This window comes from Curtobacterium sp. MCLR17_043, assembly GCF_003224215.1.
GTDB classification, from domain to species: domain Bacteria; phylum Actinomycetota; class Actinomycetes; order Actinomycetales; family Microbacteriaceae; genus Curtobacterium; species Curtobacterium flaccumfaciens.
In genome coordinates, this window is record NZ_QKLH01000011.1 from 90,047 (window position 1) to 112,083 (window position 22,037).

At 70.2% G+C, this 22,037-nt stretch carries 28 protein-coding genes; 14 read left to right on the forward strand and 14 right to left on the reverse strand.

Translation table 11 applies throughout. The features are described from left to right. Positions 1-297: 297 nt before the first annotated feature. The 3 genes from DEJ03_RS12015 to DEJ03_RS12025 form a co-directional block, all read right to left on the reverse strand. Positions 298-2,103: a histidine-type phosphatase gene (locus DEJ03_RS12015; RefSeq protein ID WP_110864771.1), complete on the reverse strand. Its 1,806-nt coding sequence runs from the start codon at positions 2,101-2,103 to the stop codon at positions 298-300. A 341-nt stretch (positions 2,104-2,444) separates the two neighbouring features. Continuing rightward, the gene (locus DEJ03_RS12020) at positions 2,445-3,428 is read right to left on the reverse strand and encodes a zinc-binding alcohol dehydrogenase family protein (RefSeq protein ID WP_110864772.1); all 984 of its coding nucleotides are present in this window, start codon (positions 3,426-3,428) and stop codon (positions 2,445-2,447) included. Beyond that, positions 3,425-3,919: a MarR family transcriptional regulator gene (locus tag DEJ03_RS12025; RefSeq protein WP_110864773.1), complete on the reverse strand. Its 495-nt coding sequence runs from the start codon at positions 3,917-3,919 to the stop codon at positions 3,425-3,427. The genes DEJ03_RS12020 and DEJ03_RS12025 overlap by 4 nt, the downstream gene beginning before the upstream one ends. A 44-nt stretch (positions 3,920-3,963) precedes the next feature. Between DEJ03_RS12025 and DEJ03_RS12030 the strand changes: the two genes are divergently transcribed. Together DEJ03_RS12030 and DEJ03_RS17970 are read left to right on the forward strand one after the other, a co-directional pair. Next, a complete protein-coding gene (locus DEJ03_RS12030; protein ID WP_110864774.1) occupies positions 3,964-4,386 on the forward strand; it encodes an ester cyclase in 423 nt (140 codons plus the stop codon). Between the two features lie 234 nt (positions 4,387-4,620). After that, the gene (locus DEJ03_RS17970) at positions 4,621-4,779 is read left to right on the forward strand and encodes a hypothetical protein (protein ID WP_181422691.1); all 159 of its coding nucleotides are present in this window, start codon (positions 4,621-4,623) and stop codon (positions 4,777-4,779) included. Between the two features lie 551 nt (positions 4,780-5,330). Here DEJ03_RS17970 and DEJ03_RS12040 read toward each other — a convergent pair. After that, positions 5,331-5,813: a MarR family winged helix-turn-helix transcriptional regulator gene (locus DEJ03_RS12040; RefSeq protein WP_110864776.1), complete on the reverse strand. Its 483-nt coding sequence runs from the start codon at positions 5,811-5,813 to the stop codon at positions 5,331-5,333. Between the two features lie 55 nt (positions 5,814-5,868). Here DEJ03_RS12040 and DEJ03_RS12045 point away from each other — a divergent pair, with 55 nt between their 5' ends. The 3 genes from DEJ03_RS12045 to DEJ03_RS17975 are packed head-to-tail and all read left to right on the forward strand — an operon-like array spanning position 5,869 to position 7,614. Next, positions 5,869-7,059, forward strand: coding sequence for an FAD-dependent monooxygenase (locus DEJ03_RS12045; protein WP_110864777.1), 1,191 nt, complete (start codon positions 5,869-5,871; stop codon positions 7,057-7,059). A 54-nt stretch (positions 7,060-7,113) separates the two neighbouring features. Further along, positions 7,114-7,452, forward strand: a complete 339-nt coding sequence (locus tag DEJ03_RS12050; protein ID WP_110864778.1) for an ASCH domain-containing protein — start codon at positions 7,114-7,116, stop codon at positions 7,450-7,452. A gap of 21 nt (positions 7,453-7,473) precedes the next feature. After that, positions 7,474-7,614 carry a hypothetical protein gene (locus DEJ03_RS17975; protein ID WP_181422692.1) on the forward strand — a complete coding sequence of 47 codons (141 nt, stop codon included), beginning with the start codon at positions 7,474-7,476 and terminating at the stop codon, positions 7,612-7,614. 9 nt (positions 7,615-7,623) lie between these two features. On the opposite strand, the gene DEJ03_RS12055 is transcribed toward DEJ03_RS17975, so the two are convergent. Then, positions 7,624-8,334 (reverse strand): SDR family oxidoreductase, encoded by a 711-nt coding sequence (locus DEJ03_RS12055; RefSeq protein ID WP_071404295.1) that lies wholly within the window; start codon positions 8,332-8,334, stop codon positions 7,624-7,626. A 56-nt stretch (positions 8,335-8,390) separates the two neighbouring features. Between DEJ03_RS12055 and DEJ03_RS12060 the strand changes: the two genes are divergently transcribed. Then, the gene (locus DEJ03_RS12060; protein ID WP_110864779.1) at positions 8,391-8,786 is read left to right on the forward strand and encodes a MerR family transcriptional regulator; all 396 of its coding nucleotides are present in this window, start codon (positions 8,391-8,393) and stop codon (positions 8,784-8,786) included. Between the two features lie 10 nt (positions 8,787-8,796). Here DEJ03_RS12060 and DEJ03_RS12065 read toward each other — a convergent pair whose 3' ends face one another. Further along, a complete protein-coding gene (locus DEJ03_RS12065; protein ID WP_110864780.1) occupies positions 8,797-9,174 on the reverse strand; it encodes a VOC family protein in 378 nt (125 codons plus the stop codon). A 112-nt stretch (positions 9,175-9,286) separates the two neighbouring features. Further along, on the reverse strand, positions 9,287-9,982 hold the full coding sequence (locus tag DEJ03_RS12070; protein WP_110864830.1) for a YafY family protein: 696 nt from the start codon (positions 9,980-9,982) through the stop codon (positions 9,287-9,289). Positions 9,983-10,236: 254 nt separating this feature from the next. Between DEJ03_RS12070 and DEJ03_RS12075 the strand changes: the two genes are divergently transcribed. Then, positions 10,237-11,307: a magnesium and cobalt transport protein CorA gene (locus DEJ03_RS12075; protein ID WP_110864781.1), complete on the forward strand. Its 1,071-nt coding sequence runs from the start codon at positions 10,237-10,239 to the stop codon at positions 11,305-11,307. Between the two features lie 61 nt (positions 11,308-11,368). Here DEJ03_RS12075 and DEJ03_RS12080 read toward each other — a convergent pair whose 3' ends face one another. Genes DEJ03_RS12080 through DEJ03_RS12090 form a run of 3 tightly spaced genes read right to left on the reverse strand, consistent with a single transcriptional unit; the run spans position 11,369 to position 13,640 of the window. After that, the gene (locus DEJ03_RS12080; RefSeq protein WP_110864782.1) at positions 11,369-12,148 is read right to left on the reverse strand and encodes a hypothetical protein; all 780 of its coding nucleotides are present in this window, start codon (positions 12,146-12,148) and stop codon (positions 11,369-11,371) included. 25 nt (positions 12,149-12,173) lie between these two features. Continuing rightward, positions 12,174-12,713: an RNA polymerase sigma factor gene (locus DEJ03_RS12085; RefSeq protein WP_083389453.1), complete on the reverse strand. Its 540-nt coding sequence runs from the start codon at positions 12,711-12,713 to the stop codon at positions 12,174-12,176. 42 nt (positions 12,714-12,755) lie between these two features. Continuing rightward, positions 12,756-13,640, reverse strand: a complete 885-nt coding sequence (locus DEJ03_RS12090) for a helix-turn-helix transcriptional regulator (protein WP_110864783.1) — start codon at positions 13,638-13,640, stop codon at positions 12,756-12,758. A 117-nt stretch (positions 13,641-13,757) separates the two neighbouring features. Between DEJ03_RS12090 and DEJ03_RS12095 the strand changes: the two genes are divergently transcribed. The 3 genes from DEJ03_RS12095 (at position 13,758) to DEJ03_RS12105 (ending at position 16,658) form a co-directional block, all read left to right on the forward strand. Next, a complete protein-coding gene (locus DEJ03_RS12095) occupies positions 13,758-14,450 on the forward strand; it encodes an SDR family NAD(P)-dependent oxidoreductase (protein WP_071404288.1) in 693 nt (230 codons plus the stop codon). 184 nt (positions 14,451-14,634) lie between these two features. Next, the gene (locus tag DEJ03_RS12100) at positions 14,635-15,447 is read left to right on the forward strand and encodes a mannosyl-3-phosphoglycerate phosphatase (protein ID WP_146237713.1); all 813 of its coding nucleotides are present in this window, start codon (positions 14,635-14,637) and stop codon (positions 15,445-15,447) included. Further along, the gene (locus DEJ03_RS12105; protein WP_027464806.1) at positions 15,444-16,658 is read left to right on the forward strand and encodes a glycosyl transferase; all 1,215 of its coding nucleotides are present in this window, start codon (positions 15,444-15,446) and stop codon (positions 16,656-16,658) included. The genes DEJ03_RS12100 and DEJ03_RS12105 overlap by 4 nt, the downstream gene beginning before the upstream one ends. A gap of 406 nt (positions 16,659-17,064) precedes the next feature. On the opposite strand, the gene DEJ03_RS12115 is transcribed toward DEJ03_RS12105, so the two are convergent. The 3 genes from DEJ03_RS12115 to DEJ03_RS12125 all read right to left on the reverse strand — a co-directional run bounded on the left by DEJ03_RS12115 (position 17,065) and on the right by DEJ03_RS12125 (position 18,876). Then, complete coding sequence (locus DEJ03_RS12115) at positions 17,065-17,265, reverse strand: hypothetical protein (protein ID WP_110864786.1); 201 nt, start codon at positions 17,263-17,265, stop codon at positions 17,065-17,067. Between the two features lie 95 nt (positions 17,266-17,360). Next, positions 17,361-18,410 (reverse strand): LLM class flavin-dependent oxidoreductase, encoded by a 1,050-nt coding sequence (locus DEJ03_RS12120; RefSeq protein ID WP_110864787.1) that lies wholly within the window; start codon positions 18,408-18,410, stop codon positions 17,361-17,363. Between the two features lie 73 nt (positions 18,411-18,483). After that, complete coding sequence (locus tag DEJ03_RS12125; RefSeq protein ID WP_110864788.1) at positions 18,484-18,876, reverse strand: VOC family protein; 393 nt, start codon at positions 18,874-18,876, stop codon at positions 18,484-18,486. Positions 18,877-18,946: 70 nt separating this feature from the next. Between DEJ03_RS12125 and DEJ03_RS12130 the strand changes: the two genes are divergently transcribed. Further along, positions 18,947-19,813: an SMP-30/gluconolactonase/LRE family protein gene (locus DEJ03_RS12130; protein WP_110864789.1), complete on the forward strand. Its 867-nt coding sequence runs from the start codon at positions 18,947-18,949 to the stop codon at positions 19,811-19,813. Beyond that, complete coding sequence (locus DEJ03_RS12135) at positions 19,810-20,409, forward strand: hypothetical protein (protein ID WP_146237714.1); 600 nt, start codon at positions 19,810-19,812, stop codon at positions 20,407-20,409. Before DEJ03_RS12130 ends, DEJ03_RS12135 begins: the two co-directional genes overlap by 4 nt. A 6-nt stretch (positions 20,410-20,415) precedes the next feature. On the opposite strand, the gene DEJ03_RS17980 is transcribed toward DEJ03_RS12135, so the two are convergent. Further along, positions 20,416-20,565 carry a hypothetical protein gene (locus DEJ03_RS17980; RefSeq protein WP_181422693.1) on the reverse strand — a complete coding sequence of 50 codons (150 nt, stop codon included), beginning with the start codon at positions 20,563-20,565 and terminating at the stop codon, positions 20,416-20,418. A 224-nt stretch (positions 20,566-20,789) separates the two neighbouring features. On the opposite strand from DEJ03_RS17980, the gene DEJ03_RS18255 reads away from it, so the two are divergent. Together DEJ03_RS18255 and DEJ03_RS12140 are read left to right on the forward strand one after the other, a co-directional pair. Continuing rightward, entirely contained in the window at positions 20,790-20,921 is a 132-nt protein-coding gene (locus DEJ03_RS18255) for a hypothetical protein (protein ID WP_258370797.1), read from the forward strand. A 22-nt stretch (positions 20,922-20,943) separates the two neighbouring features. After that, positions 20,944-21,861 (forward strand): phosphotransferase family protein, encoded by a 918-nt coding sequence (locus DEJ03_RS12140; protein ID WP_110864791.1) that lies wholly within the window; start codon positions 20,944-20,946, stop codon positions 21,859-21,861. Positions 21,862-22,037: the final 176 nt, after the last annotated feature.

Sequence of the window (22,037 nt, forward strand, 5' to 3'; positions counted from 1 at the left end):
GGCCGTGCAACGGCCGTGACCTGCGGGCCGTCCCTGCGGCGGCCCGTTTACAACGCTGTAAACCATACGACCCGGAGGGCTCCCGAGGAAGGGGCAGCTGGGCGTCGGCTCGTTTCGCGGCTTCCGCCGCGATCGTGAGCGGCGTGGTCGCGTCGTCCGTGGCCCTGGACTCGAGACGCTGACGGACTGGAGGCACGGTGCCAGCTGGCACCGTGCCTCCAGTCCGGCCGTCACCCCTCTGGGGCGGGGCGCCGGCAACGGCTGGTCATTTCGAGAAGCCGCGGATCCGCGTCGGTGTCACTCGGTGGGTCGCCGGCGACGCCGGCGACCCAGCACAAGCGTCCCGGCACCGGCCAGGAGGAGCAGTGTCGCGAGCAACGCCGGTCCGACAGGTGACTCCGCTCCGGTCGCGGCCAGCGTGCCCGTCGCCGGCGCCGTCGCCGGGGTCGTCGGTGCGCCGGCGCCCTGCGCCGCTGGTGTCACGGTCGGCGTCGGCGTCGGCGTCGGGGTTGGCCCTGGCGTGGCTGCAGCGATCAGCGGGCTCTCGGCCATCGCCGTGCCGGTCAGGCAGTGCTTGAGCTCGGTCTCCTTGACCCAGCGCGACCCTGCGGCGACCGCGCGGCACCCCGAGGCGAACGCGATCTCTCGCTCGTTGTAGAGCATGCGCACGAGCGGCGTGTAGGTCGCTCCGGTAGCGGGGTCGATGCCCGCTCGCGACACGACGTCCCACTGCACGTTCGCCGCCATCGGCGTCACCTTCGAGCCTCGCCACGGGTTGGTGGCGTCGTCGTAGACGTCGGCGTCCGAGGTCGGAGCAGCATTGTCGGGCGCGGCGACGGTGGAGCCCGGCAGACGCAGCAGCGCAGCGAACGGGATGATCGTCTCGGCGTGCGCGAAGCGGAAGGTCGCGACCACGTCGCCGCCGGCGACGCGGGCGTCGATCGTGGCGAAGAAGTCGTCGAGCAGGGGCTCGGCGATCGAGTACGTCTCGTCGTGCCCGGCGAGGCTCGGGCCCTTCTCGTAGAAGTCCTCGGCGTCGAGCAGGTACGCGAACCACTCGGCATCCGCCGGCCGGCCATCGAAGTACTGCGCGAAGTCGAACTGGTGCGGAGCGACGTTCTCCTCATGCATGTCGGCCGCGATGATGTACAGGTTGTACAGCGACATCGCCGCATCGACGGTGCTCTTGATCGACTTCTTCGGATCGCCGCAGGCATCGGGATCGGCCTTGGTGTCGGCACCGGGCGCACACGCCACCGCGCCGCCCTTCGAGCCGTCGGCGGTGTTGTACCAGGTGTGTGCCTTGTCCGTGCCGATCGCGGCGATGAACCCGGGCGTGAAGATGCCGGAGAGCAGGTCCTTCGCTGCTTCGACGGATCGCGGCTTCGCCTCGATGTACTGCAAGGCAGCCGCGATCGTGCCGCCGTCACCGGTCTGTGCGGCGACGTAGTCCTCGTATGCCTGGGCCCGCTGGCGCTCGGGCGACCCTTCGGCCTTCTCGGTGCCGTCCGGGTTCTCGACCTCGTGGAAGTAGAGCAGGTCAGGGCGCGGCTCGAGCTCGACACCCGTGGCCCCGAAGCCCCGCAAGAAGTTCTCGCCCGACTCCGTCGCGCGAGACTCACCCGACGTCTCGGCGACGACACGCCCGCCGGTCTTCGCCGCAGCTGCGAACAGCTGCTTGTTGCGCTGCGCGGCTCGTGCTCCGATGCCCTGGTGCTGGGCGGCGCCCTGACCGGTGAGCATGCCGTAGCCGTTCGCGACGTTCGCCGCGGTGATGGCATCGAGGTTCGCGGAGAACGCCTTCCCGATCTCCGGCGTCAGGAACCCGTCCTCGGCCTGCGCGGTCGCGGCGAGACGGTGCAGCAGCGCGTCGTACTTGTACGCGGAGAGTCCCCGGGAGCCGTGTCGGGCGACCGACTCCGTGGCGACGGGGGCGTAGCCCGTCGGCGCCGGCGAGTAGGCGTCGATGTCCGACTGGCTGGGGGCGATGTAGGGCTGCTTGCTGCTGTAGGAGCTGGCCTCGTCGGCGTGCGCCGGTGTCGCGAACACCAGCGAGGCGAGGGCGGCGACGGCAACGCAGGGCAGTGCGGTGCGGGTGTTCATGGGTCCTCCGGTATCGGGACCCTCGGGCGGCGGTCCGACAAGCAGAGGTAGCGGCAGCGGGTGAACAGCCCTTGACCTGGGGGTGACCGGACGGTGCTGCCGGGTACGGCGGCGCGCGTGGGACGCCACGACAGGAGCGCAGGCCCTGGACGCGTGCCACTGACGGACTGGAGGCCCGGTGCCAGCTGGTACCGGGCCTCCAGTCCGTCAGTTGCGGGCCATCGAAATCTGCTTGTAGCTGCGAGGAGACATGAGACCTTCCTTCCTTGCACTGGCTGGCGCCCCGGTCGAGGACGAACGGGTTCCACCCCGAGAGCGGGGTTCCGGAGAGCCCGTACCCATCATCGGATGGTGACGACGAGCTTGCCTGACCGGGTCCCGTCCTCCATGTCGCGGTGGGCCTGCACGATCCCCTCGAGCGGGTACACCTTCGCGATCGGGACCTGCACGGTGCCGACTGCGACGGTGTCGAGGAACGCCTGCAGCACCGATGCCGGCAGGTCGCTCGCTTCGCCGGAGTACGCGGTGAGGCGCACCCCGTTGGGGATCACCGCCATCGGGTAGAAGTCGGGGATGGTCCAGACGTCGGAGAGCATCCCGCTGAACGACACGGTGCCGTGGACGGCTGTCGCCCGGAGCGTGTCGGGCAGCGTGTCGGTGCCGATCAACTCGACCGCTCCGTTGACGCCGTCCGGCACGATTCGACGGACCGCGTCGGCGATCCTGCCCGAGTCCACCACGACGTGGTCCGCACCAGTGGCGTGCAGTCGCTCGGTGCGGTCCGGGTTGCGCGTGGTGGCGATGACGGTCATGCCCTGCTGCTTCGCCAGCACGATGCACGCCAGGCCGATCGACGACGTGCCACCGCGGATCAGGATCGTGTCGCCCCGGCGGGCACCGACGCCCACGGTGAGCGACCCGTGTGCGGTCTGCAGCATCTCGGGGACGGCGCCGAGCAGGGGCCAGTCGAGGCTGCTCCGGAACGGCACGACGCTGCTGGCCGGAACGACGGTGTACTCGGCGTAGCCCCCGTCGAAGTCGCGACCCATCCCGCCCATCAGCCCGGCTACTTGGGTACCGGCGGGGAACTCTCCACCTGGGGCTGCCTCCACGGTCCCGACGGCTTCGATCCCGGGCACCCGTGGGAAGGTCCCGAAATGGCCCATGCCGCGGCGGAAGTGCAGCTCGGACCGGTTGAGCCCGAACGCTTCCACACGGATCAGCACCTGGCCCGGGCCTGGGATCGGGATCGGCAGCTCACGGAGGTGCAACACGTCGGGCCCACCGGGTGCGTCGATCACGACGGCCCGCATGGTGGCCGTCATCGCCTTGCCTCCAACGTCGACTGCAGGCGCTCGAGTGCCGCGACACCATCCGCGATCGCCGCGGCATCGGCATCCGAGAGCACGGCGTCCAGCGCTTGGTCGAACCGCTCGTCCGCGAGGGCGAAGGCGTCTCTCCCCTGGGGTGAGAGCACACTGCGGACACTGCGCCGATCGTCCGGGTCCGTCGAACGCTCGAGGAAACCATCGGCGGCGAGCCGGTCGAGCAAGCGACTGGCTGCAGCGATCGACGTCCCGACGCCGGTCGCGACGTCCTGCACCCGGGCGCCCGATGGGGCTGCCTGGACGATCCGCAACACTTCCAGTCGGGCCAGGCTCAGCACACCCTCGCCCCGCATCCGCTTCTCGACCGCGTTCCACACGTCGGTCTCGTGCCGCACCAGCGCGGCGAAGTACTCGTGCAGACGTGCCGCTCGCCCGGTCCGGTCATCCGCGGCGTCGATTCCAGGGAGGGGGGCGAGGTCCGTGCTCATGCTTCGACTCTACGGCATCTACTTGCTATGTAAAGTAGTTGCCCATGACCACGGACACACGCCTCTCGTTCCTGCGATTCGTCGACTTCATCAACAGCGCCGACCCGTCCATCGGTGAGACGGTCATCGCACCGGAGGCGGCGTTCTTGACGCCGTTCTCGCCCGAGCCGCTGCGCGGGCTGCCGGGGTACCTGCAGATCCTGACGATCATGCGGGGCGCGTTCTCTGACATCCAGTGGAGCATCGACCGGATCGTCGTCGAGGGCGACACGGTCGCAGCACGTTTCGAACTCCGCGGCACGCACGACGGCGAGTTCCTCGGTGTCCCCGCTACGGGGAGGACGGTGGTCGCGAACGCGAGCAACTTCTACCGTTTCGACGAGGGACTGATCGTCGACGAGGTCGGTCAGCCGGACGTGCTCAGCATCCTCGGGCAGATCGGGGCGCTCCCGCCGGCACTCGGCTGAACGGTCACCGTTGAACGCCCTTGAGAGCCCACCCGTTGTCGCAGATGCGCATCGGGGGAGTGAGCGACCTGGAACCGTGGATGCTGCTCGGGTTCGGCGAGGACATGCGCTGATCGCTACGGTGATGCGCGCGCAGCCTCGGGCGGCAGCGGCGTCCGTTGGCAAGGTGCATGGATACAGACCGAGGACGATTGGGAGATCGCCACCCGAGCTCCGTCACCGACGCTGTTCGCGGTGTCACTCGAGACCAGCGGGCCGAGCGGCCCGGGGATCCTGCGGCTGTTCGGCCCAGACCTCAACACGGAGGGCAGCGAGCTCGAACCTGGCTCGCTCGCGGCGAAACGAAAGGAGTTCGCCGAGTTCTCCAGTCGAGACCGCACCGAGGTCGAGTGATCGGGCGTGACCCGCGGTCGTCGTCGAGGAGGTCCGGAGCGCAGCCGGCGACGGACCGGGGTGGCCGCCACATCCGGGCACGGACGTCACTTCGCCAGCGCGCGCGGATCGCGGAGAGTCGAGAGTCGAGAGTTAGATGGACGCATGTTCCCTCGCATTCCGCCTCGTGTGTTCGGCCTTGCGTTCGGCCTCGGAACTCTGGTCGCGGGGCTCGTGATGGCGCTTCTCGGTGCGGGCGTCCAGTACGTCGGGCTCGTGGCCGGAGGGCTGGTCATCGCGACGATGGGGTTGCTGGCTGCGAGCGTCGGAGCGATCGGCTTCGCACTCCACGGGTCTGCCCGATCCGAGCGTGACCGGTCGAAGCGAACCTGAGTCGCTGGCAGGCTCGTTCGGTGGTCCATCCGTTACCGAACGGCGATCGTCCTGAGTGGTGAGCACATCGCCACGACGACGGCGCCGGCGAACGAGACCGTTCCCCCGACGCGTCCCTGTCCGGGTGGCCGATCGGCCAACGAGAACCCTGGTGATCGGCCGGGCAACTTCGATGGCGTTTATCCGCGGAGCCGGTCCGCGGCATCCGACGCGGCACCGACCATGCGGCGGATGAACGCGGCGTGGTGCTCGAGCTCTGCTGCAGGCACCTGTTGCAGGGCGGCAGCGATCTCGGCGGTCGACCGCTCCGTGAACGCCCGCGCACGTTCCCGTGCCGCCGGTGTCGGACGGAGCGTCACCCGGCGCCGGTCGGTGTGCTCGCGGCTGCGTGCGAGCAGACCGGCCGCTTCCAAGCGGTTCAGCAGCACCGTCACGGAGCCGGAGGTCATACCGATCCGCTGTCCGAGCCGTGCGGGCGACAGCGGTTCCCCGGACGAGTCGGCCCAGAGCACCTGTCCGAGGGCGTTCGCATCTGTGGTCGGCAGGTCGAGCCAGGAGGACATCAGCTGGTTGAGCTCCGCGAACGCCACCGCCCATGTCTGGAGCGCCTCCATCACCTCGACCTGAGGCGCGTCCCACTCCATCCCGAACACGTCGTCCATCAGATTCCTTTACTGTGTAGTATCTCTATTGTAAAGCTCGCAACGGAGGAACACCATGGCAAACCGCACCGCTGTCATCTCAGGAGCCAGTATCGCTGGACTCTCGACCGCCTACTGGCTCCGACGGACCGGATGGGACGTGACCGTCATCGAACGCGCCGCTGCGTTCCGTGACGGCGGACAGAACGTCGACGTCCGAGGCGTCGCGCGCGACGTGCTTCGCAGGATGGGCTTGTTCGACGCCGTGAAGGCACGGAACACCACCGAGACGGGCACCGTCCTCGTCGACGGGCGAGGGGCCGTCACCGCCAAACTGCCCTCCGACGGGGCCGGCGGTGCGACAGCGGAACTCGAGATCCTGCGCGGCGACCTCGCTCGGACGATCCTCGACAACCTGCCGGTCGGCGTCTCCTTCATCTACGGGGACACCGTGTCGGACGTCGCCGACGACGCTGCGGGAGTCACCGTGACGACCGCGAAGGGACAGCGCCTGAGCGCGGACCTGTTCGTCATCGCCGAGGGTGTGCGGTCCCGGACCCGTGCGATGGTCTTCGCCGAGGGCGACGTCGACCAGCGCGACCTCGACGTCACCATGGTGTTCGGGACCATCCCGCGGACCGACAACGATGACGACCGTTGGCGGTGGCACAACGCCGTTCGCGGACGCCAGGTCCACCTCCGACCCGACCCGTACGGCACCACCCGCGCGATCCTCGCCTACTCTCCCGGGGACGACGTCATCGGTCTGAATCGTGAGCAGACACTGGCGGCGGTGCGGCGCAGGTACGACGGAGTCGGGTGGGAGGCGCCGCGGGTCCTGGACGCGCTCGACACGTCCACGGACGTCTACATCGACCAGCTCCAGCAGATCCGGATGCGGACCTGGCACCGCGGCCACGTAGTGATGGCCGGTGACGCCGGATGGTGCGTCACACCGATGGGCGGCGGCGGCGCCTCACTCGCGCTCACCGCCGGGTACGTCCTTGCCGCGGAGCTCGCCGACGCGACGCAGGACCAGGAAGCAGCGCTGACCGCGTACGAGAAGTGGATGCGTCCTCTGGTCGACGATGTGCAGGACCTCCCTCGCGGACTCAAGGCCCTGGCCTACCCGCAGTCCCGACTCGCGCTCGCGCTCCGCGGGCTCCTCAACAAGGTGTTGATGTCACGGCCGCTTCGACCCGTCGCCATGAAGCTCACCCAGGTCGCCGAGACCGATCGCGAGTTGCCGGTCCTCCTCGATCGCTGAGCCCGCAGCGCGGGAGGGGCACTCGCTCCGCGAGGAGTCCGGCAAGCTGGGAGCATGGCCGACACAACCCCACGCATCGTCCACTTCCACCAGAAGCACCACGAAGCGATCATCAGCGGCGAGAAGGTCACCACCGTCCGGTGGAACGAGTCCGTGCAGGTCGGCGCGGCGACGTTCGTCTTCGACGATCACCCGACCGCCGAACCACTGGCCGGCACGATCACCGCCGTGCACCGGTACCGGCTCGACACCCTCACGGCAGAACAGGCGCATCAGCCGCCGGAGACGGACATGCGGCGCTTCGGCCAGCAGCTCCGTGAGAACTACTACCCCGACATGCCGGACGATGCGATCGTCGAGGTGGCCGAACTCACGACCGGGCCGTCTCAGTAGTCGCAGCCCGACCTCGACGTGGTGACGCGCGAGTTCACGCTCGTCGGGGTGAACCCCGCCCTCGATCAGTTCACGGAGCTGGCCGACGAACTGCGGGTCCGCGCCGAAGAGCAGGCGGCCCGGCACGGCCGCACGTTGGCGGCCGTACCGAAGGCCGCCTGAAGACGGCTCCTACGACGCGAGCATCTGCGCCACCACCGCGTACAGCTCCTTGGGGTCCCCGGCGAGCATCTGCTTGATCAACGCGGCCTGCTCGTCCACCACGACCTCGTAGTCGTCACGCTCGACCCCGTCCAGGGTGGCGCGCGCCACATCCGCAGGGTCCGTCTTGGCCATCGAGATCCCCGCGGTCATGTCGGTGTCGGCCACTCCGAGGTGCACGGACATCACCGCGGTCCCTTGGCCGGCCAGCTCGTGTCGCAACGCGTTGCCCATGTTCCACAGGGCGGCCTTCGACACCGCGTAGGCGGAGGCTCCGGGCATGGCGAGCCACGAGGCACCCGAGGCGATGTTCACGATGCTCCCACCGCCGTTCGCCGCCAGGACGGGTGCGAACGCGCGGATCACGGACAGGGTGCCCCAGACGTTCGTGTCCATGTCGGCGTGGGCTGCGTCCAGATCGCCCAACAGGGTCGCCGTGGTCGCGATCCCGGCGTTGTTGATCAGGAGATCGACATCGGTCGCGACCGCGGCGGCGGCTGCGACGGACGCGGGGGAGGTGATGTCGAGGGCGAGACGCTCGACGCCCTCGAGGTCGATCAGTTCGGGGCGTCGGGCGGTGGCGTAGACCTTCGCCCCGCGGGCGATCAGCTGTGCGGCGAGGTGGCGTCCGATACCGCGGTTCGTGCCGGTGACGAGGGCGGTGGCTCCAGAGAGGTTCATGCCCGCTACGGTAGAACCTGACGTCAACGTGAGAATCAAGCCCGAGGGACAGAACGATGCGGATCGGTGAACTCGCAGAACGGGCCGGCGTCAGCGTCCGGTCACTGCGGTACTACGAGGAGCAGGGGCTCCTCGAGTCGGAGCGGACCGCGGGCGGACACCGGGAGTACCGCGAGCCCGATGTCGCGCGGGTGCGCTTCATGCAGATGCTCTACGCGGCGGGCATGCCGAGTCGGCGGATCGTCGAAATCCTGCCCTTCCTCGACACCGGGGTCGCCACGCGGACGATGCTCGACCACTTCGACGAGGAGAGCGATCGCATCCGACGCCAGATCGAGGCCCTCGGCGCCACCCACGACCGCCTCGCGCGGCTCCGCGACATCGCGGCGGAGTCCGTCGCGGGGCGGCCGCCGGAGGAGTGCCGCTCGTCGGCGAACGCCGCCGCCGCCTGAGCCACTCCGCCTAGTTGGCGGCGTCGGGCCTGCTGAACAGGTTGACGACGTTGCCGTCCGGGTCGCGGACCAGTGCGGAACGGTTGCCCCACGGCATCGTGGTCGGCTCCAGGACGACGTCGTCGCTGCCGAGCTGCAGTCCGGCGAAGTCGCCGTCGACGTCGGCGACCTCGAACTCGATGAGCACGGAACGGTTCGTCGCCGGCATCAGCGCGCCGCCGAGCATGGCGACCGTGGCGGTGCTCGCGATCGCGAGGGTCGCACCCGGGCCGCTGAACTGCGCGAAGACCGGTGCGGGGCGCTCGGCCAGCTGGGCGGTGACCCGTTCGTAGAAGGCGACCATGCCTTCGAGGTCGTCGGTGATGATGCGGACGGATGCGAACGACATGGGGTTCCTCACGGTGGTGCTGCTGACTCGGAGCGACCAGCTTCACCGGCCGCCGCGACACCGTCCTGTCGGTGTTTCCGGAAACCGACCGCGTTTCCGGGGACTGACCGCGCTAGTCGTCGAGGACCGGCCGGAGTCGTCCGTACTGGATCGCGAGGTCCTCGGATCGCAGGATGCGCTGCGCCGGCCGCTCGTCGGTGACCTCGACCGACAGCATCCGGTCGCCGCGGAACGCCCGCACCCCGTCGCGGGTCCGGCACCAGGCGATCAGGTACCACTGACCGTCCTTCCCGATCGACCCCAGCGGTTCGACGTCTCGGACGGACTCCGCTCCGACGGCGTCCCGGTACCGGAGTCGCACCACCCGATCCGCGCGCAGGGCCGCCGCGAACTCGGCCGGGGCGACCGTGTCCTCGTCGTCCTCCAGGAAGTGCACCCGGGACGCCAGTGCGCTGGCTCGTGCTGCGTCCCCGCTGGGCATGACCGCGAGCGTCTTCCTGGCCGCGGTCTGTGCCGCGTGCCGGAACGGACTGCGCCCCAGCGAGCCGAGCCCGATCAGCACCGCGAGGGCCTCGTCCGGCGTGAAGCCCGCCGGGCCGAGCGTCGCGGACGCGTCGATGACGTACCCGCCGGTCCGGCCGGGCTCCGCCCAGATGGGCAGACCCGACTGCTGCAACGCGGAGATGTCCCGTTCGATGGTCCGCACCGACACCTCGAACCGCTCCGCGAGACGACGAGCGCTCCGCGGCTGCGGGGCGACGGCGCGCAACTCCTCCACGAGGCCGTAGAGCCGGTCGGTGCGATTCACCTCGCCATCTTCGCTGTCGTGCCGACGTTCCGTCAGATCCACGCCGTCTCGTCTGCCACGTGACGGTCTGGAGGCACGATGCCAGCTGGCACCGTGCCTCCAGTCCGTCCTGGGGTCGCGCCCAGGGCGTGTCAGGACTCCGACAGGAATCCGGCGCGAAGCGTGAGGGCTCCGTCAGGGAAGCACGCACGCCGTCGGCGGTCCGGCATGCTCGGCAGGTTGCCCGCATGCACCACGGAACCAGGAGGACACCGGTGGCCCTCATCGACAACGGCATCTACGTCAACGGAACCCGAACGGAGTCGCCGCAGGACCTCACCCTGACCGACGAGGCGCTCGACGCTGCCGGAAGCGGTGCGATGGCCTGGATCGGGCTGTTCCGACCGACGGCCACCGAGCTGGCCTCGGTCGCGGACGAGTTCGGGCTGCACCCGCTCGCCGTCGAGGACGCGCACAAGGGGCACCAGCGGGCGAAGCTCGAGCGCTACGGCGACACCCTGTTCGTGGTGCTGCGACCCGCCTGGTACGACGAGGACGAGGAGACCGTCGAGTTCGGTGAGGTGCACCTGTTCACCGGGCGCGACTTCGTCGTGACCGTCCGGCATGCGGAGCAGCCGAACCTCGCGGACGTGCGGAAGCGACTCGAAGCCGATCCGGACGCCCTCGGGCGCGGGTCCGAGGCGGTGCTCTGCGCGGTCCTCGACGAGGTCATCGACAGCTACGCCCCGGTCGTCGCCGGGCTGCAGGACGACATCGACGACATCGAGGACGACCTGTTCGACGGTGACGTCGACCCGGCGTCCTCGCGGCGGATCTACCAGCTGCTGAGCGAGGTCATCGGGTTCCAGCGCGCCATCGGCCCGCTTCCCGGGATGCTCAACGCGTTGCTGCGCGGCGCCGAGAAGTACGGCACGGACACCGAGGTGCAGAACCAGCTGCGGAACGTGCTCGACCACGCGATCCGCGTGACCGAGCGGGTCGACACGTTCCGGACGCTGCTCGAGAACGCCCTCACGCTGCACTCGACCCTGGTGACGCAGGAGCAGAACGACGCGATGCGCCGGATGACCAGCGCGAGCCTGGCGCAGGGGGAGGAGAGCCGGCGGCTGGCGCGGGCATCGATGGAGCAGGGCGAAGAGGTGAAGAAGATCTCGTCCTGGGCGGCGATCCTGTTCGCGCCCACGTTGGTCGCGTCGATCTACGGCATGAACTTCGAGCACATGCCCGAGCTGCGGTGGGTGTGGGGGTACCCCGCTGCGATCGTCGCGATGGTCCTGCTGGCGGTCGTGCTGTGGGCGGTGTTCAAGCGGCGGCACTGGCTCTGAGCGTGCGTGACGACGGACTGGAGGCGCGGTGCCAGCTGGCGCCGTGCCTCCAGTCCGTCGGTCAGTCCGTCCAGGTCTGCTGGACGAGCGCTTTCAGGAGGCCGTCGGTCGGGACGTTCGACTGCGTGATCGAGATCCAGGTGTCGCCGCGCACGAAGAACGTGTGCGTCGTCTCCACCCGGTCCGAGTAGTACATCGACGTCTCGGTGTGCTGGCACGAACGTCCACCGAGCGTGTCGGTGCAGGTCCAGTCCTTGTCGGCGACGACGCGGAGGCGGGCCTGCAGGACGTCACGATCTGCCGTGCCCATCTCGAGGAACAGCCCCTCGTCGCCCTCCGAGGTACCGCCCGGTGTCCAGGAACAGACCAGCTCCGCGTCCTCCTTGAACGGGATCTCGGGGTCGATGTAGTAGTCGGTCCTGCCGCCCGGTACCTGGGGGCGGAACTGGGTGATCTCCAGCGAACCGAACAAGCGCGGAGCATCGGCGGCCGGCACGGCATCGGTGCACGCCCCGGGGATCGTCGCCGTGGTGTCGGCCGGCGCCGGGGTCGGCGTGATGCGGGCCGCGGACGGTGACGGTGACCCGGTCGGTGCCGGTGTCGGCGGTGCAGAGGACGGCGCGGGTGCGGGTGCTGCGGCGAAGGGCGTCGGAACGAGTCCGAGCGCCACCGAACCGCTCGCGGTGCCGATGCCGAGCACGCCGATCAACGCCACGATGAGGCCGACGCGACGGCGTGCGGAGGCCGGGCGTGGCTTGTCGTGCATGCCCCTGACGACCTGCTGCCGCATGCCGGCGAGCATCCGCTGCATCTCGTCGCCACCGGGCGGCTCGTTGCTCATCGGGGACCCGTGGTCGGTTCGTCGTTCATCGTTCATCGTTCGTCACCGCCTTCTTGATCCGTGCACGGGACCGCCACACGCGCTGGGTGACGGCGCCGACGCTCATGCCGAGCAGGTCGGCGGCCTCGGCGTAGGAGCGGCCCTCGATGAGGCAGAGCTCGCACACCTGGCGATCGAGTGGTGCGAGCGCGTCGATCTCGGCGCGGACCCACCGCAGTCGCTCGCGGGCGTCGTCGTCCGGCTCGGGCGCCGCGAGCTCGTCGGGCAGGTCGACACCCTCGTGCCGCCGCTGCTGTCGCCGCAGGTTCGCGGCGTGGTTCCGGCACACGACGAGCAGCCACGGCAGGAGTGACTCCCCGGGGACCTCCACGGTGTCGGCTTTCTGCCAGAGGGTCAGGAACGCGTCCTGCACGATCTCCTCGACGTCCATGCGCCGCGTGACCAGTGCCCACGTGTACCGGGTCATGGTCTCGGCGTGACGGTCGAACAACGCGGTGACCGCACTGCGGTCGCCGCGCGCTGCTGCCGCCACGAGCGCGCTGTCCGGCTCGGCTGATCGGTTCATGTCCACCCCCTTCACTCCGCAGTGTGCACGGAGGGGACATCCTCACAGATCCTTCGCCGCCGGGCGTGTCGCGACCGGGGCCGCCGCTGCGCGGACGGCGCGCACCCGCAGGAAGTCGAGCTTGTCGGCGTCGGGGCCGCACTCGGGCGTGGAGTAGACGACGAGCTTGATGTCGGAGTCGGGAACGGTGACGACGTCGCAGTCCAGGACCACGTCACCCACGATCGGGTTGTGGACCGTCTTCACGAGCGACTGGTGCGCCGCGGCTCGTCCTTCCTCCCAGTACCCGGCGAAGCGTTCGCTCTCGGTCCGGAGCCGGACGATGAACGCGCGGAACGCCGGGTCGCCGCCGAGGCTTCCGGCGGTGCGCCGGAGGTCGGCGACGAGCGCCCGCTCGAACGGTTCCGGTCCACCGTGCGCCGTCGCGATCTCGGCGACGCTGTTGTCGAGGAACGTCTGCACGATCAGGTTCTGTTCGGGGTCCTTGCGCACCGACGGCGCGTCGAAGAGTGCCTGCCAGAGCGGCGTGGAGTGCAGCAGTGTCCAGTCGGCGGCGAACACGGCGAGCGGCAGGTCACCCAGGCGGACCAGCATCCGCTGGACACCGGGCGGGATGTGGCGGGACACCACACCAGCCCGGGGAGACGCCAGACCGGCGGCACGGTGGAACAGGTCCGTCTCGGCGCGGTCGAGCTGGAGCGCACGGGCGAGTGCCTGGACGACCTGGGCCGAGGGGGTGCGGGAGCGGCCCTGCTCGAGCCGCATCACGTAGTCGGCGCTGACACCGGCGAGCTGCGCGAGTTCCTCGCGGCGGAGCCCGGCCGTCCTGCGTCGACCGTACGACTCCATCCCGACGTCCTCGGGGGTCAGCCGCCCCCGCCACGATCGGAGGAGATCGCCGAGGGCTTCGACCTGGTCTGCGGACACCCGACCATTCTCCGCGTGTGGACCCGCCGCTGGGTAGGACTGTCCTTCCGTGGCTGGAGATCCGGCAGCGCCGCACGCTGGTCACCTCACCACCAGCAACGAGCTCCAAGGAGATCCATGACAAACACCCTCATCACCGGCGGCAACAAGGGCATCGGCCGGGAGACCGCGCGACGGCTGATCGCCGCCGGGCACACCGTGTGGATCGGCGCCCGCGACACCGATCGCGGTCGGCGAGCCGCTGACGAACTCGGCGCCTCGTTCGTGCAGCTCGACGTCACGGACGACGCTTCCGTCGCCGCGGCCGCCGCGACGATCGGTGACCAGGCAGGGCACCTCGACGTGCTGATCAACAACGCCGGCATCCTCGGGGACGTCACCGCACCCGAGGACATGACCGTCGACCAGCTCCGCGACGTCTACGAGACGAACGTCTTCGGCGTCGTCCGTGTGACGAACGCGTTCCTGCCGGTCCTCCGGCGGTCCGCTGCGCCCTCGGTGATCAACGTGACGAGCGGCCTCGGGTCGTTCACGATGATCCACGACCCCGAACGCGTGGAGTCGCAGTACCCGCTCGCGGCGTACGGGTCGTCGAAGACCGCGGTCACGATGCTGACGATGCAGTACGCGAAGACGACGCCGGACGTCCGCTTCAACGCGGTGGACCCCGGCCAGACCGCGACGGAGTTCACCGGGAACCTCGGGCACAGCGTCGAGGAGGGCGCCGACGCGGCCGTCCGGGTCGCGACCCTCGGCGCGGACACGCCGACCGGCACCGTCACGGATCGCGAGGGCACCCTGCCCTGGTGACCGCGCGGCGGTCCCCACGCCGTGACGGACTGGAGGCGCGGTGCCAGCTGGCGCCTGCCTCCCGTCCGTCCGCTGGTCGCGTCGCGCGACCGACGCCGGCTTGTTCACCCAACCGACGCATGCGCGTGGCAGGGTGGTCCGGGGCATCGTCGCCCGCAGCCCAGCCAGCCGCCAGCGGAGCACGATGCCAACACCCGACCTGATGATCGTCACGGACCTCGACGGGACGTTCCTCGACCACCACGACTACTCGTTCGACGCGGCCCTGCCGATGCTGGAACAGCTGCGGGTGGACGACGTCCCCGTGGTGTTCTGCAGCAGCAAGACGCGTGCCGAGATCACGGCGCTGCAGGCACGCACCGGGCTCGACGGACACGCGTTCGTGGCGGAGAACGGCGCGGTCGTCGTCGGACCGGTGGGCGACGTGCTGGTCGGACCGGTCGACGGTGAGCTCGAGCGGCTGCACGCGGAACTCGACCGCGTCCGCCAGTCACTGGAGCTGCACTTCGAGACCTTCGGCGACGTGACCGACGCGGTCGTCGCCGCGTGGACCGGCCTCGACCTCGAAGCGGCCGGACGAGCACAGCAGCGCGAGGCGTCCGAGGTGCTGCTCTGGCACGCTGAGGACGACGACCGGGCGGACGCATTCCGCGCGGCGCTCGCCGCGGTCGGCCTCGACCTGGTGCGCGGCGGCCGGTTCTGGCACGTGCTGCCGGCCGGCCGCGACAAGGGCGCGGCCGTCCGGACGCTGATCGCCGACCACGAGCGTCGGACGGGCACCGTCCCGCGCACGATCGGACTCGGCGACGGCCCGAACGACACCGCGCTGCTCGACGCCGTCGACTTCGCCGTCGTGGTCCGCGGACACGGCCCGGCACCCGGACCACTCGCCGACGACCGCCCCGAGCGCGTCCACCGCACGACCGCCCCCGGCCCGCAGGGCTGGACCGAGGGCCTCACCCGGTTCACCACCCCGTCCGTCAGGAGCCACCGATGAGCGACTTCCACCAGAACGGCGTCATCACGACGTTCCACGACCTCGGTCGCCGCAGCACCGCGAGTCTCGAAGAGGACCTGCGGGGCTTCGCCGAGAAGCGCCCGATGAGCCTGATCCTGCCGGCGCTGTACTCCGAGCTCGAGCGTCCGGCCCTGTCGCGGATCGTCGACGAGCTGGCCGAGGCCGACTGGCTCAGCGAGATCGTGATCGGGCTCGACCGCGCCGACCGCTCGCAGTTCGAGCACGCCCGCGAGTTCTTCTCGCGGCTGCCCCAGCGGCACCGGATCCTGTGGAACGACGGGCCGCGACTGCGCGAGCTCGACGCCGAACTGGAGCGCGCGGGCCTGGCACCGGGGGAGCCCGGCAAGGGCCGGAACGTCTGGTACTGCACCGGGTACGCCCTGGCGTCGGAGCGGGCGGACTGCATCGCCCTGCACGACTGCGACATCACCACGTACGAGCGGGGCATGCTCGCGCGGCTGTTCTACCCGGTCGCGAACCCCGCGTTCGACTACGAGTTCTCGAAGGGCTACTACGCCCGCGTCGCCGACGGTCGGATCAACGGCCGCGCCGCACGGCTCCTCGTCGGGCCCCTGCTCCGCTCGCTCCGCCAGGTCTACGGGGAGTCCGAGTACCTGGAGTACCTCAGCAGCTTCCGGTACCCGCTGTCCGGCGAGTTCGCGATGCGCGCCCACGTGCTCAACGGCCTGAAGATCCCCGGCGACTGGGGACTCGAGATCGGCATGCTCTCCGAGGTCTACCGCGACTACGCGACACGGCAGGTGTGCCAGGTGGAGATCGCCGACGCGTACGACCACAAGCACCAGCCCCTCGCCGAAGCCGACGGCACCGGCGGCCTCGCCCGGATGGGCAACGACATCGTCCAGTCGCTGCTCCGGAAGCTCGCGACGATGGGCGTCCCGCTCACGTCCGACTCGTTCCGGGTGCTCAAGGCGACGTACTACCGGAACGCGCTCGACATCGTCGAGGTCTACCGGCACGAAGCCGAGATGAGCGGGCTCGCGTTCGACCAGCACGCCGAGGAAGCCGCGGTGGAGCTCTTCACCAAGGCGATCCTCGACGCCGGCGGCGCCTTCACGGCGCGGCCGAACGACAAGCCGTTCATCCCGAGCTGGAGCCGGGTCCGCTCAGCGGTGCCGGACGTGCTCGACCGGCTGCGTGACGCGGTGGAGGCGGACCAGCAGGACTGACCGGTTCGCTCGACCGGGTGACGGCGTCGACGAAGCCGTCAACGACCAGACCGGCGCAAGCCGTCGAGGGGGACCCACCCTGGCTGCGAGCGTTGCCACGATCGGAAACGGTCGATGCGCCCCTGCGCGGCTGCCACCGCAGGCCGAGCCCGCCGGATCACGCGGCTCCGCAAGACGAGGAAGCCCGAGCCCACGAGGACGAAGAAGCCCGCCAGAGCCAGCCCCGTAAATCGGATCGGACCGACTACTGACCAGCCGATCGAGGCGCCGCCGAGCGCACACAGCACACACCCCCAGAACAACAGTCGGCTCGCGGTGTGCCGGAAGGTCCGGACGAGCCGTTCATCGTGTTCGATCGTCGGCGTGCTGCCGGGCTCTGACTCTGCGAACCCCACCCGGAGCCGCATCACGAGCCCCAGATGACGTACGCGACGACCCCGAGGACGACGACACCGCCGATGGGAACGAAGAAGATCCAGTCGTTCCGGATCGGCGCGCTACCCGGTTGATGGTCTCGCTGGAACGGGGCGACCGGGTTGCCGCTGACCCCGGGGAGGAAGTCGGTCGAGTGCTGTCGGACCGGTTCTTCGGGACGCTGGTCGTGCATGTGACCCCCCAGAGTCGACGGGTGCTGATGACCCTCCCGTCGATCTTGCCCGACATCGGGTGCCTTGACCACCACCGGTGCAATCGGCCGACTCGTCATCCGTGCTGCGGGTCCCACCCGTCGGATCCCGGCGCCCAACCGAGTTCCGGACCGAGACGCTCAGCGATGTCGGTGATGATCTGCGCGTAGTCGTCGGGCTCGAACGAGAACGGGAGCGCGAAGGCAACCTCGGTGACCGCCTGGTAGCCGACGTCGGCACGGAGCCGGTCCGCGATCTCGGCCGACGTGCCCACCAGGTCGGCGGCGAAGAGCATCCCGGCGGGGCCCTGCGGGACGCCGACGCGACCCGAGCGGCTGTCGACGTAGGCACGGTAGCGGGCCGCTTGCTCGGCGGTCGCGGTGTCGGTCGGGATGACGACCAGGCCCTGCGAGACGCGGGCGGCAGCGGGGTCGGGGTGGACGTCGAGGTAGGCGTCGATCTGGGCGCGCTGGTTCGTGGCGAAGTCGGTGCCGTTCTCACTGCGGGTGACGCTCGAGGTGAGCAGGTGGAAGCCGTTCTCACCCGCCCACACGGCCGACTTCGTGCTGCCGGTGCCGTACCAGATCCGGTCGGCCAGACCGGCGCTGTGCGGCTGTACGGTGCTCGCGAACTCCTCGATGCCGCGACGTTCGACGGTCTCGGTGGCCGTCACCGGGTCTCCGCGCACGAGGTCACGGAAGCGCAGGAGCCGATCGTTGCCGAGGTCCTCGTGCTCCAGGGTGTCGGGGTAGATCGCGTCGCGGTACAGGTCGAAGTTCATCGGCGTGCCGACCGAGAACCCGGGGTTCAGGCGGCCGCCGAGCAGGACGTCGACCGTGCTGAGGTCCTCCGCCAGGCGGAACGGGTTCTCGGCGCCGAGCGGGGTGACGGCGGTGCCGAGGTCGATGCGCGAGGTGCGCTGCGAGGCCGCCGCCATCACCGCGACGGGGGAGGAGATGCCGTGCTGCAGGTGCCGGTGGCGCAGCCAGGCGCTGTCGAAGCCCAGGGCCTCGGCGCGCTCGATCACGCGCAGGGTGTCCTCGTGGCCCTCGGACGGTCGGGCGGGGTCGAACGACCCGATCGTCAGGAAGCCGAGCCGGTGCAGGGGAGTTCCGTCGAGGGGCATGGGTCGATCGTGCCAGATGCGTGGTGCCGGGTCCGTCGTGCCCGGTGCGTCGCGCAGACCTCGGTCCTGTGGGTCAGGGCCGGGTCTCCTTGATCAGCGCCTCGACGTTGTTGCCGTCCGGGTCGGACACGAACGCGGTGTACGCGTGGTACTCCGGCCAGTAGCGCGGCTCGTGCCGGGACACCCCGCCGGCGGCGACGGCTTCGCGGTGGAAGGCGTCGACCTCGCTCCGTGACCCGGCCTCGAACGCCAGGTGGAGTCCGCGCGTCGTCGCCTCGGGGGTCCGGGCGGTCTCGAGCGAGACGCTCGGGGTGTCGTCCCCGTGCTGCCAGAACTCGGCGACGGCGTCCGTGCGGTAGCCCGCTCCGATGCCGAGGGGCGCGAGGGCGGCGGTGTAGAACGCGTCGCTCGCGGCGAAGTCGCTGGCGAAGACGCCCAGGTGGTGGATGAGGTGACGACCCGGCATGGGACGACCCTAGGCCGCCGTCACGGCATCTGTCCGGGCAGCTTCCCGGTCCCGCTGGCAGGCTGGATCCGTGCACATCACCCTGGACTCAGCGACCGACATCGTCATCTCCGGCATCCGCTTCCCGGAGGGCAACCGCTGGCACGACGGACGGCTCTGGTACTCGGACATGCACACGGGCCAGGTCTTCTCGGTCGACCCGTCCTCGACCGACGGCCCCCGGCTCGAGGCCACCGTCGACGGGCAGTCGTCGGGGCTCGGGTGGCTGGCCGACGGACGGCTCATCATCAGCTCGATGGAGTCCCGCACGGTCGTCGCCGTCGACCCGGACGGCAGCACCTCGGTGTTCGCCGACCTGTCCACGATCGAGTCGTCGCTCGTGAACGACCTGGTCGTCGACGCCCGGACCGGCCGGACCTACATCGGTGCCTTCGGCTACGACCTGTACGCGGGCGAGGAACTGCGCCCCGGCCCGCTCTACGTGATCGACCCCGACGGCTCCGTCCGCCTGGCCGCCGAGGGCCTGGTGTTCCCGAACAGCGCCAACATCCTGCCCGGCACCCGGACGCTGGTGGTGAGCGAGACGTGGGGTGGCCGGCTCACCGCGTTCGACATCGAGGACGACGGTTCGCTGACCGGGCGGCGCGAGTGGGCAGCCCTGCCCGGTGGCGTGACCCCGGACGGCAGCACCGTCGACCGTGACGGCGCGATCTGGGTCTGCTCGGTCGACACGGGGGAGTTCCTGCGGGTCGTCGAGGGTGGCGAGGTGACGGACCGCATCGACGCACCCGGGGACTGCGCGATCGACTGTGCGCTCGGTGGCGAGGACGGTCGCACCCTCTACCTGGCGACCGCCGACAGCTACGACCCGGCCGTGACGGCGACGACGCGCGCCGGTCGGATCAGTTCGGTGCGGGTCGAGGTGCCGGGGTGGTGAGCCCGAGTGACCTCGTCGAGGCGACGCGTCGCGCCGACCACCTGGTCGAGCACGGACCGACGGCGGTCGTCATGTCGCAGCAGGCGGGGTTCGCCGGCATGTCGATCCTGTGGGCGTTCATCAGCGTTCCCTCCGTGCTCCGCACCGACTCGGTGATCTGGTTCTTGTTCGCCCTGGCCGGAGCGGTCGTGAACGTGACCGCATGGGTCCGTGCTCGACGCTACCGCAGACTGCTGCCGTACCTCGTCGAGACGCCGGAGCAGCCGCTCGGCGCGCTCACCCCGGCGGACCGCAAGTCCGTCACCCGACAGATCAGCGGACGGGCACCGGTGACGCCCGAGACCGTGCCGCTCGTGCGGGCGATGCTCGCGTGGCACCGACGCTCCACCCGGGCCTCGGCCCCGACCCTGATCGGCACCGGGCTGAGCCTGGTGGGACTCGGAGGGGCCTCGGCCACGACGTTCGGATGGGGTTGGGCGTTCTTGGTGTTCATCGCCGTCGTCGGTGTGTTCGTCACGGTCGCGACGGTGATCGGCGTGCGTCGAAGCCGCCGAGTCCTGGCCCAGATCGATCGGGCGGGCGCGCCCGTCTCCTGAGCCGGGTCAGTCGCTCGGCTGCGCTCCCGGCCCGAGTGCGATCACCGTGCCGAGGAACCGTTCCGGTTCCTTGTCGACCTCGTCGAAGCGGACCGGGTCGGCAGGGGAGATCGGGATCACGCCGGACACTCCGAGGTCGGTCCTGAACCAGACCATCGGTGCGGGCGTCCGACCTGCCCGGGCGTCGTGGAGCGCCGCATCAGCCAGCTGCGGCCATACAGCTTCTTGCTGTGCGGAGACACGCATCGTCGTCGCACTGATCGTCAGGATTCGCACACGTCATCATGTGCTCCCGACGACCGGTCGGGGCAGCCGCGTCGTCGACCTGGTGGTGCTGGTCGTTCTCCTCGCGCCCGTCAGCGTGGTGCGGGGAGGTCGTGATGGACAGTCCAGGTTGGTGGGCGGCGATCGGGTGTGCCGTGCTCCTGTTCATCGTCGACGCGGCGATCTGGGGCATCGTGTCGGTCGCTGCCGCATCCCGCGCTGCGAACAGCGTTCCGCGCGACGGTTGATCGGAGCGGCCATGCTGGTCCCATGTCGGATGAGGTGGTCGAGCAGGAGTGGTTCCGAGTCGTCCTGCGCTCCGTCGGCGGATCGGTCGACCGGATCGAACGGCTACCCGGCGGGGCGGTGAACCACACCTACCGGGTGGACCGTGCGGGTGCTGCTCCGGTCGTGCTGCGTTTCCCGGTTGACCCGCTCCGGCAGGACGAGTACCCCGTCGAGTCGTGGGCCGCACGAAGCGCGAGCCGGGTCGGCATCCCGGTCCCCGAACCGCTCGCCCACGGGTCGGAGGGCGGTGTCCCCTTCTCGGTGTCGGAGTACGTCGCACCTGACCCACGACCGATCGACCGCCCGTGGCGATGGCTCGGTAGCGCCGCGCGAGCCGTCGCCATGATCCCGCTCGTCGATGCGCCTCGGTCGTTGTTCACGAGGTTCGGCGACGACCTCCGGCTCGCCTGGACGGCGCACCTCGACTACAACCTCGATGCGCTCGGCGACGACGATCCGCTGCTCCGTGACGGTGCCTACGCGTCGCCGGACCGGTTGCGTGATCGTCTCGCTCCCCTGTCGGAGGCGCAGTTCGAGTTCGGGCTGGCCCACGGCGATCTCGCACCTCGCAACCTGATCTCCCGCGGTCCGGGCCAGCGGCCGGTGCTCATCGACTGGGGCGCCGCGGAGACCGGGCCGGCACCGTGGACGGATGCCCGCCGGGTGTTCACGTGGACGTTCATCGACGGGTCCGTCACCCGCGCGGACCACGACGACTTCATGACGGCTGCCGGACTCACGTCGGACGACGACCACCGGCGGCTCGCGTCGATGACTGCGCTGCACCTGCTCGACGTCACACGGTGGGCGCGTGACCGGCGACCGGACCTGTACGACGAGTACCTCGGACGCTGCCGCATCGGACTCGAGCGCATCGAGGAGATCGTCGGACCGGCCTAGCCCACGCGGCCCCGACCCGAGCGCGTCCGCGCGGTGCGAGGTTGTACACGTGGTGCGAGGCATCCGGGGTCGCACCATGTGTGCAACCTCGCACCAGACGGAACCGGCGCCAGGCGACCGGGGCGACACGGACGGCGCGCACCGCCCGCCACCACGCACCCCCGCGTCGCCCGCAC